The 17308-nt window shown below is 50.2% G+C and carries 17 protein-coding genes; all 17 read right to left on the reverse strand.

The window, feature by feature from the left end:
* Positions 1–99: 99 nt before the first annotated feature.
* Positions 100–1032, reverse strand: a complete 933-nt coding sequence (gene sucD / locus AC6RNO_RS03385) for a succinate--CoA ligase subunit alpha (protein ID WP_474683242.1) — start codon at positions 1030–1032, stop codon at positions 100–102.
* A 52-nt stretch (positions 1033–1084) separates the two neighbouring features.
* Complete coding sequence (gene sucC, locus AC6RNO_RS03390) at positions 1085–2245, reverse strand: ADP-forming succinate--CoA ligase subunit beta (RefSeq protein WP_474683243.1); 1161 nt, start codon at positions 2243–2245, stop codon at positions 1085–1087.
* A gap of 319 nt (positions 2246–2564) precedes the next feature.
* Positions 2565–2828: a hypothetical protein gene (locus tag AC6RNO_RS03395; protein WP_474683266.1), complete on the reverse strand. Its 264-nt coding sequence runs from the start codon at positions 2826–2828 to the stop codon at positions 2565–2567.
* A gap of 201 nt (positions 2829–3029) precedes the next feature.
* Positions 3030–3443 carry a hypothetical protein gene (locus AC6RNO_RS03400; RefSeq protein WP_497104588.1) on the reverse strand — a complete coding sequence of 138 codons (414 nt, stop codon included), beginning with the start codon at positions 3441–3443 and terminating at the stop codon, positions 3030–3032.
* Complete coding sequence (locus AC6RNO_RS03405; RefSeq protein WP_497104590.1) at positions 3418–3951, reverse strand: MauE/DoxX family redox-associated membrane protein; 534 nt, start codon at positions 3949–3951, stop codon at positions 3418–3420. The genes AC6RNO_RS03400 and AC6RNO_RS03405 overlap by 26 nt, the downstream gene beginning before the upstream one ends.
* Positions 3952–3988: 37 nt before the next feature.
* Positions 3989–4384, reverse strand: coding sequence for a DUF6941 family protein (locus AC6RNO_RS03410; protein WP_488438614.1), 396 nt, complete (start codon positions 4382–4384; stop codon positions 3989–3991).
* Between the two features lie 280 nt (positions 4385–4664).
* Positions 4665–5111, reverse strand: coding sequence for a TlpA family protein disulfide reductase (locus AC6RNO_RS03415; RefSeq protein WP_488438613.1), 447 nt, complete (start codon positions 5109–5111; stop codon positions 4665–4667).
* 27 nt (positions 5112–5138) lie between these two features.
* Positions 5139–6908: an ATP-binding cassette domain-containing protein gene (locus AC6RNO_RS03420; RefSeq protein ID WP_497104592.1), complete on the reverse strand. Its 1770-nt coding sequence runs from the start codon at positions 6906–6908 to the stop codon at positions 5139–5141.
* Positions 6905–7399: a hypothetical protein gene (locus AC6RNO_RS03425; protein WP_497104594.1), complete on the reverse strand. Its 495-nt coding sequence runs from the start codon at positions 7397–7399 to the stop codon at positions 6905–6907. The genes AC6RNO_RS03420 and AC6RNO_RS03425 overlap by 4 nt, the downstream gene beginning before the upstream one ends.
* Before the next feature lie 202 nt (positions 7400–7601).
* Complete coding sequence (locus AC6RNO_RS03430; RefSeq protein WP_497104596.1) at positions 7602–8687, reverse strand: YrpD family protein; 1086 nt, start codon at positions 8685–8687, stop codon at positions 7602–7604.
* A gap of 109 nt (positions 8688–8796) precedes the next feature.
* Positions 8797–10398 carry a response regulator gene (locus AC6RNO_RS03435; protein WP_497104598.1) on the reverse strand — a complete coding sequence of 534 codons (1602 nt, stop codon included), beginning with the start codon at positions 10396–10398 and terminating at the stop codon, positions 8797–8799.
* Positions 10395–12248, reverse strand: a complete 1854-nt coding sequence (locus tag AC6RNO_RS03440; RefSeq protein WP_497104600.1) for a histidine kinase — start codon at positions 12246–12248, stop codon at positions 10395–10397. Before AC6RNO_RS03440 ends, AC6RNO_RS03435 begins: the two co-directional genes overlap by 4 nt.
* A 10-nt stretch (positions 12249–12258) precedes the next feature.
* Complete coding sequence (locus AC6RNO_RS03445) at positions 12259–13755, reverse strand: extracellular solute-binding protein (RefSeq protein ID WP_474683253.1); 1497 nt, start codon at positions 13753–13755, stop codon at positions 12259–12261.
* A gap of 306 nt (positions 13756–14061) precedes the next feature.
* On the reverse strand, positions 14062–15621 hold the full coding sequence (locus AC6RNO_RS03450; RefSeq protein ID WP_497104602.1) for a YifB family Mg chelatase-like AAA ATPase: 1560 nt from the start codon (positions 15619–15621) through the stop codon (positions 14062–14064).
* A 176-nt stretch (positions 15622–15797) separates the two neighbouring features.
* Complete coding sequence (locus AC6RNO_RS03455; protein ID WP_497104604.1) at positions 15798–16175, reverse strand: YraN family protein; 378 nt, start codon at positions 16173–16175, stop codon at positions 15798–15800.
* Positions 16172–16480, reverse strand: a complete 309-nt coding sequence (locus AC6RNO_RS03460; RefSeq protein ID WP_474683256.1) for an EscU/YscU/HrcU family type III secretion system export apparatus switch protein — start codon at positions 16478–16480, stop codon at positions 16172–16174. The genes AC6RNO_RS03455 and AC6RNO_RS03460 overlap by 4 nt, the downstream gene beginning before the upstream one ends.
* Positions 16477–17308, reverse strand: an 832-nt coding sequence (fliK, locus tag AC6RNO_RS03465; RefSeq protein ID WP_497104606.1) for a flagellar hook-length control protein FliK, incomplete at its 5' end; no start/stop codon positions are given. The genes AC6RNO_RS03460 and fliK, both read right to left, overlap by 4 nt.

Here is a 17308-nt window from a genome sequence, read left to right on the forward strand (position 1 = left end):
CTTGACCATCTGACAAATGTTAAAGCCTTAGGAAAAGAAAAAAACCTTTCAAATCCCTGTCCGGGAAATGAAAGGTTGCTTACCTTTACGCAAAAAAACTTATTTTTTTGTGATGCATTTTTCAAGGATGCCTTTTTCTTCGAGGACGCTTACCAAAGTGGAGCCCATCTCGGATGGAGTTGCCGCCACCTTGATGCCGCATCTCTCCATTGTCGCCACTTTCTCGGAAGCCGTTCCTTTGCCGCCGGAAATGATCGCACCGGCATGACCCATACGTTTGCCCGGAGGCGCCGTTTTGCCGCCAATAAAGCCTACGACAGGCTTTTTCATGTTGGCTGCGATCCATTCGGCCGCTTCTTCTTCAGCCGTTCCGCCGATTTCACCGATCATGATAACGGCATAAGTGTCCGGATCTTCATTGAACAATTTGAGAATATCGATGAACTCGGAGCCTTTAACCGGGTCGCCGCCGATACCGACTGCGGAGGATTGTCCGATTCCACGGGTCGTCAGCTGGTGCACCGCTTCGTAAGTCAGGGTTCCGGAGCGGGAAACGACGCCGACGTGTCCAGGAGTGTGAATGTATCCCGGCATGATGCCGATTTTGCACTCGCCAGGAGTGATAACGCCTGGGCAGTTCGGCCCGATCAGGACGGTTCTTTTGCCTTCCATGTAACGGCTCACTTTGACCATGTCCAGAACCGGAATGCCTTCCGTGATGCAAATAACGAGATCAAGATCGGCGTCTACCGCTTCCATGATCGCATCGGCCGCAAATGCAGGCGGTACGTAAATAACGGATGCGTTCGCGTCCGTCGCTTTTTTCGCTTCAGCGACTGTGTTGAAAACAGGCAGTTGAACGGTCGTGCCGTTTTCCAGCGTAATATCCAGATTCGTGCCGCCTTTGCCCGGTGTGACGCCGCCAACCATTTGCGTGCCGTAATCCAGCCCGCCTTTGGTATGGAACATGCCCGTAGCACCAGTGATCCCTTGAGTGATAACTCTTGTATTTTTATTGACCAAAATACTCATGATCTATGGTTCACATCCTCATATATGATTTAAGAAACCGCGCGGGTTCCGATTATTTCACAAGTGCAACGATTTTTTGCGCACCGTCGGCCATGGAATCAGCCGCAACGATGTTCAAGCCGGACTCGTTAAGAATCTTTTTGCCTAGCTCCACATTCGTTCCTTCAAGACGCACAACGAGCGGACGGGAAAGTCCGAGCTCTCTTGCTGCCGCGACAACGCCTTCGGCGATAACGTCACAGCGCATAATGCCGCCGAAAATGTTAACGAAAATCCCTTTAACCTGCTCGTCGGACAAAATGATTTTGAAAGCTTCCGTAACTTTGTCTTTCGTAGCGCCGCCCCCTACATCGAGGAAGTTCGCAGGCTCGCCGCCGTAGTGCTTGATGATGTCCATGGTAGCCATGGCAAGACCGGCTCCGTTCACCATGCAGCCGATGTTTCCGTCCAATGCGATGTAGCTCAGGTCGAATTTGGACGCTTGAATTTCTTTTTCGTCTTCTTCCGCAAGGTCCCGCAGCTCTTGAATATCTTTGTGGCGATACAACGCGTTCGAGTCAAAATTCAGCTTCGCATCCAGCGCCATTACGTCTCCGTCCCCTGTAACTACGAGCGGATTGATTTCGGCGATTGAGCAGTCTTTGTCGACGAAAGCAGAATACAATGCTGTCATAAATTTAACCGCTTTGTTAACGAGCTCAGCAGGGATGTTGATGGCATAAGCCAATTTACGCGCCTGGAACGCTTGCAATCCGATGGCAGGATCGACCACTTCTTTGAAAATTTTCTCGGGAGAATGCTCGGCCACTTCTTCAATCTCCGTGCCGCCCTCTTCCGATGCCATCATGACGACGCGGCCCGTACCACGGTCAACGACGACGCCGACATAATATTCTTTTTTAATGTCACAGCCCTGCTCGATCAAAAGGCGCTTAACTTCCTTGCCTTCCGGACCGGTTTGGTGCGTGACGAGCACTTTTCCTAATATTTCGCTAGCGTATGTACGCACTTCATCGAGGTTTTTGGCTACTTTAACACCGCCAGCTTTACCGCGGCCTCCGGCATGAATTTGCGCCTTTACGACAACTACGCTCGTTCCGAGTTCTTTTGCCGCTTCAACCGCTTCGTCAACGGTAAAAGCAACTTTACCTTTAGGAACGCTGACTCCGTACTGTCTCAGGACTTCTTTGCCTTGGTACTCATGGATATTCATTTCCTAAAATCCTCCTATCAGTATGGACTTTCTTTACATGCTATACATGGGGAAAAGTGCGATTCCCATTCCGCGCCGCACAGGAGGAAACCCTGGCAGCACCCACTAGTATCACACTTCTTCACAGGCCCTAACCATTGTATCATTTTTTTTCGACAGTTTCCTTAATTTTTTCTGCAAATCAGTAGAAGTTTCCTTTCACAGTGAAAAACATATGCTATCACCGCACGCGCAAAAAGACGCATATTCCGATTGGGAAAAATGCGCCCTTCAGACCGGCCGGGATGCCAAACCCGCCGCCAAATTTCGTCGGCACCGCTCAATAAAATGTCGTGGCCGACGTATTCATTCGCGGTTCTCTTTCCGCTTGTTTAATAAAACGAAGCTCATTCCCGACAAAATTGCACACCAGGCATTGAATCGTAGGCTCCGGTTCCGCGATGGCATCCGGCTCCTTGAACTCCTTGATGCTTCCGGAAAGAGCATCTTTCACAAACGATTGCGTGTAGCTCGTAATTACGCTGAATTTGACCCGGTTGGAACGGCAGTTCGGGCAAAAATACGGCTTCTCCTGCATCATCATCACCTCTGTTTTCCAGTATGTGCACATTGGCGCGATTTTATAATGCAGCCGATTGCAAGTTCCGTCGATTTCCCGGATTTTTATTTAATGATATTAATTATTCGCCTCATTAAAAATCTACAAAATCCGACGAAACCCGCCTATACCGTATGAGCTCCGAGCAATTTTCGATCAACCGAACCTTTCTGACTTCACTCCTTCTTATGAATAAGCGGCCGAAAATTTCATAAAAGAGACGATGTCGTCATATACCTCATATTTTCCTTCACGGGTCACGATGATCGTGTTTTTTCTCCGGAAATTAAACTTTTCGGCGTCGATAACCTGATGACCCTTCCACTTCTTTTCCTTAGTGATAATCAACCAGGCAGGGGCGCGAAACACAACGATGAATCGCCCGATAGTATCCGAGGCCAGCAGGGTATCGGTTTCCTTAAACGCCGGATCCGAATAATCGACAAACACGATTCTCATCTCCTCCTGCCCATTGAACAGCCGCCTTACTTGATCGACCTCTGCTGCTATTTCCCGGCTATCTTTTCTTCTTTTGACGACCAGGGCGGTCAGACAAACAAAGAACCAGAGCAAGTTACACAGCATTAGCAGATTGCTCACGCTTCTCCCTCCCTTTCCTTTTGCCCCATACGGATTGCAAAATCTCGATCGCAAACGAAGCCGCCATTACAAAAATAAGCGAGTTAAACATCGTGTATAGGTCACGCGCATCGGAGCGCAAAAAAAGACCTGGCAGAAGCAGCACGATCAGCACCAAATTCCGGATAACGGGCGATCGATTAAGGAAACCGATCTCCCCGTAGCAGGAGCAAGCATCGACGCCGGTAAGCTTTGTCTTCCGCCAGGAAAAGAAAGCAAACACGGCGAGCAGAAGTATAGCGGCAAGCTCCTTCCAACCGTCGAGCAGGCCGGCAGCAAACAAAAGGAAAAGCGCGAATTCCGCTGCCATCACACCTATCCCCGCTAATGTAATCAGGGAAGCCGGCAGGACGCCATAGGCGTAAATGTCAATCCGGAAGCTTGAAAAACGCAACAATTTGTTGTAAAACGGAATGAAAAATAATATCGACATCGTGATGTCCAGCATATAGGCCAACCAATGAAACATTAAATATCACCCATTTCGTCGTCGTAACCATTATCGTTCAGGAGACTCGGCATTCCTGCAACCGGACCGTTAGAGGGTACCAAGCGGCCTCTTCTCCGTTCACTTTACACCGGATATGAAGAATACCCGCCTCCGTGATAACCAGCGTGAGGGTCATATTTTGATCTACGCCCGGAACTTGATCTTCCGACCTGTAATTCCGAAGCACGCTTACCGGAGTTTGTCCGATGACCTCGCCGTTAGCATGCGTAATCGTCAACGACGTATCGACAAATGCCTCGCGAGGCAAATCAAACAGTTTGACCAGAACGTGCAATTCTATGACATAAGGCAGCGCCGGGACGGTCAGGTGGTTCAATACGGTTCCCAAAACGTGGCCTTTCATTTCTGCGTTATGCGCAATTCGATCGCAAATGATCAATTGGGCGTTCAATGCCGTTCACTCCCCCATAAATGGATAAAAGAGAAGGGGCTGTCCCCTTCTCTTGGTTTTTGCTTAGGTGCAGCAGCCGGCAGTAATTTGGCAAACTTCAGTGCTTCCATCCGGGCAGCCTACCGTTTTGGTTACCGACAGGATTTTGGGATAGATTTTTCCGCTATAAGTGCAAGTTCCTACAAGACAAACCAATGGGGACTGATCCAGTACAACTCCATCCGGGCATTTTGTGCAAGCCATCTTTTTCACCTCCTTTCGTAAGCAATTCGTTTTAGACTCAAAGCTCGACAAACTTCATTAATTGATCAAAATCATCCGCATTATAGATAACTCCTTTGGCCGCCACCGCTCCGGATTGATTTACGAGCATCATAAAAGGCAGGAACGTGACTTCAAAGTAGGCCTCCATATCGCTTTGATCCATGGAATAAACGCCGAAATTCCACCCGAAATATTCGGACATACTCCGATGATCCTCCTCGTCTCCTGTAGAGAACAGGTGAAAAGAGAAAGAAGGGTAGTTCTCGAACATCGTCTGAATGTGCGGCAGCAGGTCAATACAATGAACGCAGTGCACGGATGTGAACAAAAGCACGCGAACCTTACCGGCTTGGGCGCAAATATCCGTCTCAATTTCTTGCATATAATCCGGCAGTTTAGGCATTGCCGCACCCAAAGGTAAGCCGCTATCGGAAGATCGCGTTGGTTTCGTTAACGTCGACACAAGCATTCCCTCCTCAATGATGTTGTTTTAGACATACCATTGCTTTTGCTGATTCCAGATTTCGCTGTATAATCCCTGCCGAGAGAGCAGTTCGTCATGAGCCCCGCATTCGGCGATTCGTCCATGCTCCATAACGATAATCCGGTCGGCATTCCGGGCGACTCCTACCCGATGGGAAATAAGCAGGACGGTTTTGCCTTTAAAATAGCCGAGAATGTCATTCATCAATCGGACTTCGCTAAGCGGGTCAAGCGCAGCGGTCGGCTCGTCGAAGACGACAAGCTCATCATCATCGCGGACAAACGCCCGGGACAGAGCAAGTCTTTGCCACTGCCCGCCCGACAGATTCACCGCGTCATCTTCCAGAAAGCCAAGCGGATTGTCCAAGCCATGCTTAAATGTATCCTCCAGGCCCACTCTGGCCAGCAGCAGATTCAGCTTTTCCGAATTGTTAATTTCGTCGATGTTACCGGCGGCTATGTTATCTCTTACGTGAGTCATGTACCGGATAAAATCTTGGAAAACCGCGCTGCTTTTTTTCCACATTTGCAACCGGTCGATCCGGTTCAGGCTGACTCCATCATAGAAAATAGCGTCTTCATCGCTGCGGTACAGACCGAGAAGCAGCTTGATCAATGTCGATTTGCCCGACCCGTTCTCTCCCAGGATGGCAACAACTTCTCCTTTTTTGATTTGCACATTAATTCCCGCAAGCGCCGGTTGAGCCTGGTTCGGATATCGAAAGGTCAGATTCCGAATCTGAATTTCATTTTCGAAAATAAACGGTCTGGCCTGAATCTGCTTTTCCTCGCTAACAGCCACCTGCGTCCTGCCCTCAATGAGCTTAAGCCGCTCAATATGCGTGCAGTATTCCGTCAACCGCGAAAAAGACGAAAACATGAAGCTTATATTGCTTTCTGTCATATTAAGGGCCATAATAATAGCCACGTAATCCCCGATACTTAGAGAACCCTTATAAATCAAATAAGCGGTTATTACGGTGACCAATCCGGTGTTTAATATCGAAAGAAGCTCGCCCCGAAAAGACCTCTGATGGTTGATCTTGTCGACTTTGATTTGAAGTTCCACCGATTCCCGCTTCTTGATCCCCCACCATTTCCTGAAATAAGGATACAATTGAAACAGCATCATCTCTTTCTGGGTCTCGGAGGTTGTCAGCAGCTCGTAGTAATAATGGTGACTTCTGGCATTTCTCATTAGCTGCTCATCAATCTCGACGCGGCTGCGAACGGCTCGCAGATCGTAAAGCCCTCTCCATGTTCCGACCAAAAGAGCGAGCAGCCCGGTCACCCAATAGGAATGAAGCAGGTAAAACATGCTTAAACCGGCGATGACGATCTGCTTGACCAGACTAATCGCAATACTGTAAGTATCGTAATACTTGCTATTGCTGTATGACCAATAAGAGAAATCGCCTCTAAATTTAGGGTGCTCCTTTTCGATCAAATCTGTCTTGGCCACCAGATCGATGAGTTTCTCTTCACACTGCATAGAGAACTCCAAGCTCATCTTTCGGCTCTTCAGTTGAGCGTACGAGTCCAATACGGCGCGGGACAGTTGAAATAATATAAGAAGGACGATGCCGCCTATCAGCATGCTTAAATTTTTAATCGTTAACTGATCGACGATGAATTTACTCACATACACGCTGAAATTCGTTTGCAAGGCGGATACGACATAAGCAAAAAGCGACAGCAATACGACAGCCTTGTTAAATACGTAAACCTTGGTAAAAGCTTCCCATGTCGTTTGGGCGGTTCGAACTAGCAATTTCATGTCTGAACTTTTCCATTTTGATAAACACGGATCAAGGGTGAGGCCACCTTTTGCAATTTAGCAAGATCGTGAAAAATATCCGCGCCTACAGCTTGTCCTACTTTATTAAGCACAATGACGTATGGTACTACATTTACTTTGAGCCGGGCTTGCAATTTAGTCGTCTCGCATCGATACATCGCTACCTTGGGAGCAAGTTGGCTGCGCTGCTCTTCACAGGCCTCCAGGCTTCCTTCGAAAAGAAGACAGTAGTCGAAATCGGGATAGAGGTCCATAAAGGATATCGCCGGTTCCATCTTGCATGCCGTACACGTCGCACTCATTAAAAATACGATCGTTCCGTGTTCCGTGCGCCTCAGCCATTCGAAGCAAACGGGATCCGTTTTTGCAAGCAAGACGAGATTTTCGGGAAAAAAGGCCCCTAACTTGTAATGTTCAATGGTTTGTTTCAGAAACCGTCTGTGATCCTTTTCCTCTTGTACCGCCTCCACGTTCTTCCCTCCCGGTAAAATGGATTCATGATCCTTGAATTAAGGATACCTTTTATTCAAAATGAATTTAAGAAGGCAATGATTACTTTTTTTGGTAATTTAATGACTTGCTGCCGGAACCTTGTGTCGTCGCAACAACAAAAAATCGAACAAGCCGGCTAACCATGCTTGTTCGATCTTTATACGAAGCTTATTCCCGCTACTATCTGGAAACGTTAATTTTCACTGTGCTTCCCGAAATCGTTACCGTTGCGTAATCTTCGGCTGCTTTCGTAGGGGTTTGAGTTGCTCCGTCTACATTCACACTTTTAAATTCGGCATAGTTGTGACCCGTCACGCTTTCCGAACCTGCGATCGTGGCCAGCATTTTCCAGCTGCTTACGCTCGTAACGCTCGTATTAGCCACCTCAAGTATAGACGTCAAATAAGTATCGGCTGTCTGCGTGCAGGCCGAATCCGGGCAAACCGCATACCCGCTTATGGAAAGTCTGGTATTGCCGTTCAAGTTCCGATAAGCGGTCAGATTTACGTCCGTTCCGCCCTTGAATCCGTTTTTGTACTGCACCTTATCATAGCCTGACAAAACGGATCCATTGCTCTTGACGCCATTATAGAAACCCAAGATAGGCGTCCATTTTACATAACCGTAGGCATTGCTGTACTGCAGCCCCATATCCGCCTCTACCGGAAAACTGTTATTGGTTCCGTCATATTTCCGGCCGGTGCCACTGAATCCTGAATAAATGTAGGTTGCGCCCGACGGAGCGCCCGTAAGCTGACTTTGCGTAGCTAACGTCACCGTTGCATTAAGATAGGAACCGTTTTTGCTTACAACAGCCTTCCCGCCGATACCATCAGGGAGATTCGTCGCCACCGCTGCTGCGGCCGCGTTCACAGCTGCGGTATTTTCGGAAGAAGAAGCTTGTACTTCATAGATGTACACCTTCTCTTTGTCAAGAACAGGGCTCTTCTCATAAAAATATCCGGTATTGCCGTCAATGTAAACGTAATTCACTGCCGATGTGTCCGCCGCCAAGCCTCTCGCTCCCTGAGCGATCCGGGTTGAACCGCTTTCCGCCGCCGCTTGACGCGCTTTGCTCAGAACGGCTTCCACTTGCCCAGGATTTTGCGATTTCGTGTAATCCGTCACTTCCGCTCCGCTTGCTTCATAGAAGGTCGCTTTAGTCCCTTCCAACGATGGAACCGCGGACGTATCCGCAGCCGTAGCTGTCGATATGGACGACAAGAGCGCTGACGCTGCCACAAGTAATGCAAATTTCTTTTTCATAGATACATTCTCCCTTATATTGGATTGTCTATACATCTTCTTCAGTATACAAGGGGGTGTTAAACAAAGTTACCCTACAATCAATCCTTCTTATGGTAATTTGATGACTTTATAGCTTGCAGCTTCCTGGCGTAACGCCCCAATATTTGCGGAACACCTTAGTAAAATAGCTGACATCCCGGTATCCGACTGCCATAGCGGCATGATAGACTTTGGCTCCCTCCAATAAAACGGATCGGGCCCGCTCCATTTTTCTTTCCAACACATAGGTCGAGAACGGCTTGCCAATCTCCTGTTTAAATAGCCGGCTTAAATAAGAGGCGTTCACATAGAGTCTCTCCGCGATTGTGTGGAGAGTAAATTCGGTGTCAAGCTCCTGCTCCACAAGATCGAGAATCTGCTTGACAGTTTGATGAATAACCGTCTGCCTTTGTGCGCGAGCGTAAGCCAACATGTTGCGTATCGAATTTTGCAGCCAGTTATAAATTTGTTCGGCCGTATTGAGCAGGTGGATGTTTTGAAAAAAGACGAAGTCTTCGCCCGTCACTTCTTTGACAGGCCAGCCCTGCTTTCTGATCAAACGGATCAAACAACTGCTTAAATGAAGGACATATTCATGCATATCATCCAGGGTTATCAACGCGCTCTGTCCCTCTTGCCACATTGATCTCAAAGCTACAAGCGCTTTGTTCTCGTCCCCTGTCTGCAAAGCCATTTCCAAATCTCTCTCGTAGGCAAGCTCCGGATAAAGAACCGGTTCATGCCGCTGTATGGATTCGCGATAGGGGATAGCTATGCCGCCTCCCAGCAGCTTGCGGTTTAACAGAGCCGTACAGGCCTCGCCGTACAAGACGGGAATCTCCCTCGCTTCGCCGGCTCCCCCACTGATCCCGGCACTCGTCGTATGATCCATATGTTCCTGGATGAGAGCAAGCACTTTGGCTGCCGTCGTATGAACGCGCAGCACGGCTTCCTGGTCCTGTTCCCTGTCCCTAACGGCAAATAAAACGACGGAAAACCCCTGAATATCGCTGAACAGCCGGAATTCGGAAGCGCAGAACCTGTCCTGCAAGTAGCCGGCTAACGTGTAATGCAGCAATGAAGCATCCTTTACGTATGAAATGCCCTCCTGCTCCGGCGGATTGTCCATATCAAAGACCGCTATGACATAACGTTCGTCAGGCTTGAGATTCAACTGCAGTTCCCTGCTTATGCGCGTAATTTCATCGGCCTGGTACCGGCCCCTTAACAAATGGTTGTAAAACTGGTTTTGCAGGTGCGGCAAATGTTGTTCCCACTTGTATTTAAGCAACATACGTTCATGCCGTTCCTTCAATTCCTCGCGCAGCTGTTCGGCCGCTCCGAGAACGGCTTGCAATATGTCCGAATCGCCTGCCGGCTTGAGCAAATATTTGTATACGCCAAGCTCCACCGACGTTTGGGCATACGCAAAGTTATCGTGTCCGCTTAGAATGACCGTTTTGATGAAAGGGTCGCTTTCCTTCACCCGGCGCACCAACGTCAACCCGTCCATCAGAGGCATCTGAATGTCAGCAAGCAGCAGATTCGGCTTTGTCCGTTCGATCAATGCAAGTGCCTCAATCCCGTTAGATGCGGTCCCGACAATTTCGATGCCATGGTCTTCCCACGGAATATGAAGGGCCAAGCTGCTGCACAGCCGGACCTCATCCTCGACAATCAATAGATTCAAGATGACATTTCCTCCATTCTATCTGCTCTGTCTGCAGGCTGTGCCGTTGATTCCAGATGAAATTCCGCCGTACACCGGCTAAGCGGAAGCCGGACGGTTACAGTTGTGCCTTCTCCTTCTCTGCTGCCGATCCATAACCCGGCCTCGCTGCCGTAAAGCATACGGATTCTCGAAAGCACATTTCTCAGCCCGTACACATCCGTCCAGGCGCCATCCCCCTGGTCCGGCAGGAACCGGTCCCGGGCCGCTGTCTGCGCAAGCAGCTGTTGAATATAAGCAAGCCTTTCTTTAGCTATGCCGGATCCATTGTCCTGCACGGAAAGCAGCAGAGCGTCCTCCAGCACCTTGCTTTCAATAATGAGCTCGCCGCCGTCAAGACCGGCCTCAAATCCGTGCACAATGGCATTCTCAACCAAAGGCTGCAAGAGCAGTTTGAGAATCGGGATCTGCTTGCTTTCCTCTTGAATCCGATAGACCACGGCAAAACTGTCCATAAAGCGAATTTGCTGCACACGAATGTAATAATCCAAATGGGAGATCGTTTCCTCCACGCTGAACGACTCTTTCCCCTTGTTTAAGCTAAGCCGGAAAAAGCGTGAAAGGTTCAGCACCATCTCGCTGATTTCGTCCGCATCGTAATTCTTCGCCATCCAGTAGATGGAATCGAGCGTATTATACAGAAAATGGGGGTTGATCTGCGCCTGGAGAAATTTCAATTCCGTATGCGCAAGCCGCAGCCGCTGCTCGTAATGATGTTCAATCAAATGTTTTTGACGTTCCGCCATCCGGTTATAAGCCTTCATTAAATAGCCGAACTCGTCCTCGCGGTCAATGTCCAGCCGGATATCCAGGTTGCCGTCGCTCAACTTCTTCATGGCATGAGTCAATTTGTATAGCGGAGAAACGATGCGGGTATAAATCCCCCATGCAATCCCAATGGCCAGAAACACGCTGACTCCGATAATGATATACGTATAGCTTCTGATTTGCATGGTCTTCCCGTAAATCTCTTCTTCCGGCTGATGCAAAACAAGAGACCATCCGTAATACCGCGTATTTTTCACCATCTTTAGATAGCCCTCGGACTCCACGGGATCATGATCCGCTTTGACGCCGGCCGTACCAGCTACCAGCTTCCCGTCGCTTGTATACAAAGCAAGGCTCGCATTGGCGGACGGAATGACGGATTGCATCAATTGAACGAGCCTGGTACGACTTAAGGTGATAATAAGCAAATTGGACTGTTTCCTGCTGTTATGAAGATCCATTGTCCTCACTAGGGACACGGAATCCGCCCCGATTAATTCGCCTACCGTACCCCCGCCGGGGATTTCCTCGTTAGCGAAGACGTACTTAACCGCCGGTCCGTTCGTTACAGCAAGTCCCTTCAGCCACTCCTTATGCCTGCTGTCCTGAACACGCCTCCCCCCCAGTTTGGTAGACAGAATCGTGCCCGTTTCCGCATGATAAACCGCCATTTCCGACACACTCTGACTGATGGAGGAAATGTTCCACAAACTGCGCATCATTCGAGTGAAATCGACAATGGCCCCCGGCGTCAGCACCGAATCGGAATCCGCCTTTTCAAGCATTTGCAGCAAATCGGGGGCCGTAGCAACCAGCTTGGAGAGCTCTTCCACATTTTGCAGCGTCAGATCAACGTTTTCCGCTACCGAAGCCAGACTGTTCTCGGTTCGTGCCTTGCTCTGCTCCAGCATCATCTGCCTGGAATCTTCATTGGCATACAAGCTGACCGCCACCAACGGGAGCAGAACGACCAGAAAATAGCAGGTTAAACGAACCAGTGTGCTCCGTTTATATTTGTGATACACCCATCGGATCCAGCGCATGTTCGTACCCTCATCTTTGAGAGGTCTGATACCACTCATTCACTTCCCGGGTGATGGTATCCCCTCCCCTTTCTTTCCACTGTTTCGTATACAGCTCGAAATCTTCCGGGGGAGCGGCCCCAATGATTATTTTCAGAAAAATCTCCTTCAGCGCACTAAGCTCGGATAAACTTTCTTCCATCGTTCGCGTAGGCAAGCCGGTAAACCGGTCTTGAATCAAGTTCCTCTGGATCAGCTGCAAATTTTCGAACAGCCGATACTCCTTCCCATAAGAGTCCAATCGAGCATGCAATAAATCCGGATTCGCGACCCGAGCAAGGGAACTGTACATCTCACGATACAAATGCTTGTCATGCTCCGCAAAATCGGTTACGATCCTGTCATCAATCTGCTTCCATACCTGATGTTCAAACCCCAGAACCAGATCGCGCTGACCTTCCCCCGCAATAAAATTCAAGAAACGGATTACAGCTTCCCCATGCTTGCTGCCGGCCGGTATAACCTGATAGCTCTGCACCGGCTTTGTCCCATAAACGCCGCTCTGTCCGGCAGGACCGATTGGGTATGCCAAAGGGATCCATTCAGCAGACGGATCAACCCTCTTGTTTTCAGCAATTATGCTGCGTGTATCATACCAAGCTGCCGAGAACAAGCCGACCTTCCCCTGTTTGATTTTATTAGCAAAACTGTTGTGAGTGTTGAGGGGAAATTCTTGATCAAGCAGCCTTTCCTTGTACAGCTTCGATAAAAATAAAAGCGCTTCCTTTGTTTCCGGTAAAATATTCGTATAGACCAGCTTACCGTCTCTTTCCGCCCACTGCTCCAATTGTATGCCAAAAGCTCCGAAAAACGGCGCCGACCTGTACAAATTGTTCAACATGGACAACCCGATCGTATCGTCAATGCCGTTCCCGTCAGGGTCCTCCTCGGTAAAGGCCCGGATCACTCGCTCATATTCCTCCAGCGTAGCGGGAGGCTGCAAGCCGAGCTTGTCCAGCCAATCTTTCCGAATATACATAAGCTCTACCCCTTGGGTTTCGCTCATGCTGGGGATGGCATACAGATGTCCATCAAAGCGGGCCAGCTCCCACACAGAGTCAGGGATTTTGGCCTTTAAATCCGCACCGTAGCGGTCCAACAGCTCATCGATCGGCATCAGTTCGTTATCTCTTGCATATTTGGCCACCATAACTTGGGAGGGAATACTTACCATGTCTGGCGGCTTTTCAGAGGTCATGATTGAATGCACCGTTTTCTGATATCCTGCGATAGGCGGAAGAAGCACCTGTACATCCAGATTCGTATGATCTTCAATATACTGAAGATAAGGATTGCGGTTTTCATTGTATCCTTCGGGGAATGGAATACTGTGACTGTTAATAACGATGGCAATGGCTTCCTTTTCTCCGGATCCTCCAATTGACTCTTCTTCAGACACCAGATTTATTGCCGTACAAGAAGTCAGCAATAGAGCGGCTGCAAAAGCTGTAACGAGCGGCAGCTTCATTCGGTTTCACCACCGGGTTTCATATACGTTCGCCCTCCCCTTCATGCGATGAGTTCATTTAGGCATCCAAATGAAAAGACTCTTCCTCCCTTAAGATAGATGATCAGCTGATAAAAAAAAGAGATATGTAAATGATACCATATTTATACATAGAATATATTGACTTTTTTGTAACTATTGATTTTCTGCATCCCCCGTACGACGAGCCTCTCCCGACAGTAAAGCCATAAAGGCCGGCTTTCTTTCTCTTGGAAATTGGAAATTCGAATGGGGATTCATCCGCATTTCCTGCAGGCAGGAGCGGAATTAATGGGCCTGTTTCTTTTTGTCCAGAATCCGGTATTGAATCGCTTCGGCGACATGCTGCGGAAGAATGGCATCGCTCGACTCGATATCCGCTATCGTCAAAGCCAGCCGTAAAATGCGGTCATGGGCTCTGGCGCTTAGGCCGAGCGCTTCAAAGGCAGCCTGCAGCAGAGCATCGCACTCGGGGGTCAGCTTGCATATGCGGCGGAGCAGCTTCCCGCCAAGTTCGCTGTTGGTTCGGATGCCGGTTCCGGCATAGCGGTTGGCTTGCCGATTATGTGCGGCCAGCACCAGTTCCGACATTTCACTTGAAGATAAACTGCCGCTATGCTCTTTTAGCTGGGAATAGCCCGGCTTCGGAACTTCGACATGAAGATCGATCCGATCAAGCAGAGGTCCCGAAATTTTCGAACGGTACTGGATGATTTTTGCCGGGGTGCACGTGCAGACGTTCGTCTCGGAATCGGCACCAAGGAAGCCGCACGGACACGGATTCATCGCTGCGATGAGCATAAATTGGGCGGGAAAGGTATACACCGCTCTTGCTCTTCCGATCGTTACATGCCGATCTTCCAGAGGCTGCCTCAGCACCTCCAGCACATTGCGCGTAAACTCGGGGAGTTCGTCCAAAAACAGCACTCCTCTATGGGCCAGGCTGACTTCGCCGGGTTTGGGAATCGTCCCTCCTCCAACGAGGCCTGCCGCTGAAACCGTATGATGAGGCGATCGAAAAGAACGTCTGCGCAGCAATGCGGAACGGTCGGGCAGCTTGCCCGATGCGCTGTAAATTTTGGTAACTTCCAAAGCTTCGGAGTCGGTCATCGGGGGCAGAATGGAAGGGATTCGCTTGGCGAGCATCGTTTTGCCGGTTCCTGGCGGCCCGATGAGGATGATATTGTGCATGCCTGCGGCTGCGATCATCATCGCTCTTTTGACTTGATGCTGTCCGCTGACATCTGCAAAATCTTCGTGATAAAGCCGAGTTTCGTCGGGTATTACAAAGTTTTGGCGAGATGAACCATGAGTGTCGTCAAATAAAAATTCGTGCCAGGAATTTTCATCTTTTTCTTTTAAATCGGCAAGACTCGACAAAGCGAATACTTCGACTCCGGCAATGAGCCTTGCTTCCTCCGCATTATATCCCGGCACGACGATGCGCCTTAAGCCCAAAAGCTTTGCCGCATGCACCATCGACAAAACGCCTGCCACGGGCCTGAGCGATCCGTCCAGCGCGAGCTCGCCGAGCAGCAAAGTGCGCTCCCATTGCTGCATGGCGGTTTGCCCGCTCGCAACAAGGATACCTAATGCGATTGCCAAGTCGAATGACGAGCCTTCCTTTCGCAGGTCGGCCGGAGCCAGGTTCACCGTGATGCGGTCCATGGGGAAAGAAAACCCGCAATTTTTGATCGCGGAGCGCACTCTTTCAACCGATTCCCTGATTGCCGAATCCGGCAGACCGACCAGATTAATTTGCGGCAAGCCGCTGGAAATGTCCACTTCCACCTCAATAAGTTGTCCTTCGATACCTTGCAAGCAGGCACTTTTAACTTTTCCGTACACAAAAAAACACCTTCCCATCCGCAGATTGCGCAGCTATGGCAATCGCCGCGCCGCCGTTCGGATAAAAGGTGCTTCCTTATCGATCCTTCATGCCCTTTATTTTACATGAAAATAGGCGGAACATGCAAGCATAAAAAGGAGCCTTGCGCGAACGCTGTCCTGCGGACAACCGGTTCTCAAAAGGCTCCTTGAATATGTTCGATGCGCGGGGAATCCCCTGCTTCGGAAAGTTCAACCGAAACGACGTCAAAACGTACGCTCCGGTCATATATTTTGTAGCGGTGCAAATAAAACTGCGCCGTCTCTCTCACTTTCAGCTGTTTGCGAAGGTCGACGGACTCTTTGGCCGACCCGAAGCTTCCGGTAGGTCTTCTCGTCCGCACTTCCACAAACACAAGCACTCCGCCCGACTCGGCTACGATGTCGAGCTCCCCTGTCCTGCACCGCCAATTGCGCGCAGCAATGACATAACCGGCTTGTTGCAAAAACTGCGCCGCCAGCTCTTCGCCCAAAGCTCCGAGCTGTTTTCTGCTGTCTTTGCGCGGGGCGGTCATCTGCTTTCCCTCATTTGCCGCATACGTCCGTCGGAGCGGTAAATAAAGCTCAGAACTTCGGCGACCAGTTGATACAACTCAGGCGGAATTTCCTGATCCAGATCAAGCTTGGACAGCACTTCCACCAAAGAGGAGTCTTCCTGAACCGGAACGCCGTGCTCTCTCGCCTTTTGCAAAATCGTTTCCGCCATTTGGCCTTTGCCCTTGGCGACCAGGATAGGGGCTTTCTGGCGGTCCGGGGCGTACCGGAGGGCGACGGCTTTTTTGATCGGAGTCGGTTTATGGGGCGGCTGCTCCTGTCTCATGCCCGATAATCCACCCCTTTGTACGTTTTCGGTTGATACAGCGCTCTTGCATCGAGTTTGCCGCCGTCCGGCTGTCCGCCGCTCTTCGGCGATTCACCCTCTTTGGACTGCGGCAATTCCGGAAACGGCGATACTTTCAGGGAGAAAAACTGGTAGCCCGCCTTGTTCAAGGCGGCGGATATTTCGTCTCGCGAGCCCTCGATCAAAGCGGCGACCGCAGGATGGTCATTATTGATGTGAAGACTGACAATTTTGTTCACAACCTGCACATCGACCAAAGTGCTGCCCATCGCTTTCATTTGCAAATCGAACAGCAGCCTGCAATTGTTCGCGTCCACCTCGCCGCGGCTTCCTTTGCGCGACTGGATGTGGACGGCCGCCGACTGCTGCCCGCTGCCGTCCAGAAAAGGAATGAACAGCGTCAAATGGGCGAACATCGACCCTTTATCGTTAGTCAGCATCAATTGCTGGCCGGTAATTTGCTGGATCGTTTGCTGCGCCGCCTCTTTGAGCGGCGCCGGCATGTCGTCCGAGGCTGCGAGCTGCAGCAGCAGGCTCTTCAGCGACTCGCCCGCAGGCTTCTCAGCCCCGTCCTGCGGATCGGTCCGGGCGATCGTGCCCAGCAGATCGTCCATGGCCTCCCGCGGGCGCTGCATCGCACTCGGGCGGTCGTCAAGCTTTGCGAGCCGGTGCTCGTGCTCCACGCCGACGGCTTTGAGCATGCGGCTGATCCAGTTCGGCTCCGCATCGGCCGCGCGCGCGTGCGGCGCGGCGCTCTGCGCCTCCGGCGAAGCCGGCGGCGCCTTCACGGGCGAACCCGCCACGGGC

Source organism: Paenibacillus sp. sgz302190 (assembly GCF_059820445.1).

Coding starts and splice junctions, on each gene's coding strand:
- AC6RNO_RS03395 (WP_474683266.1), bottom strand. CDS start 2,828: ATGATGATGCAGGAGAAGCCGTATTTTTGCCCGAACTGCCGTTCCAAC.
- sucC (WP_474683243.1), bottom strand. CDS start 2,245: ATGAATATCCATGAGTACCAAGGCAAAGAAGTCCTGAGACAGTACGGA.
- AC6RNO_RS03440 (WP_497104600.1), bottom strand. CDS start 12,248: ATGCGCTGGATCCGATGGGTGTATCACAAATATAAACGGAGCACACTG.
- sucD (WP_474683242.1), bottom strand. CDS start 1,032: ATGAGTATTTTGGTCAATAAAAATACAAGAGTTATCACTCAAGGGATC.
- AC6RNO_RS03455 (WP_497104604.1), bottom strand. CDS start 16,175: ATGACCGCCCCGCGCAAAGACAGCAGAAAACAGCTCGGAGCTTTGGGC.
- AC6RNO_RS03445 (WP_474683253.1), bottom strand. CDS start 13,755: ATGAAGCTGCCGCTCGTTACAGCTTTTGCAGCCGCTCTATTGCTGACT.
- AC6RNO_RS03430 (WP_497104596.1), bottom strand. CDS start 8,687: ATGAAAAAGAAATTTGCATTACTTGTGGCAGCGTCAGCGCTCTTGTCG.
- AC6RNO_RS03460 (WP_474683256.1), bottom strand. CDS start 16,480: ATGAGACAGGAGCAGCCGCCCCATAAACCGACTCCGATCAAAAAAGCC.
- AC6RNO_RS03420 (WP_497104592.1), bottom strand. CDS start 6,908: ATGAAATTGCTAGTTCGAACCGCCCAAACGACATGGGAAGCTTTTACC.
- AC6RNO_RS03405 (WP_497104590.1), bottom strand. CDS start 3,951: ATGTTTCATTGGTTGGCCTATATGCTGGACATCACGATGTCGATATTA.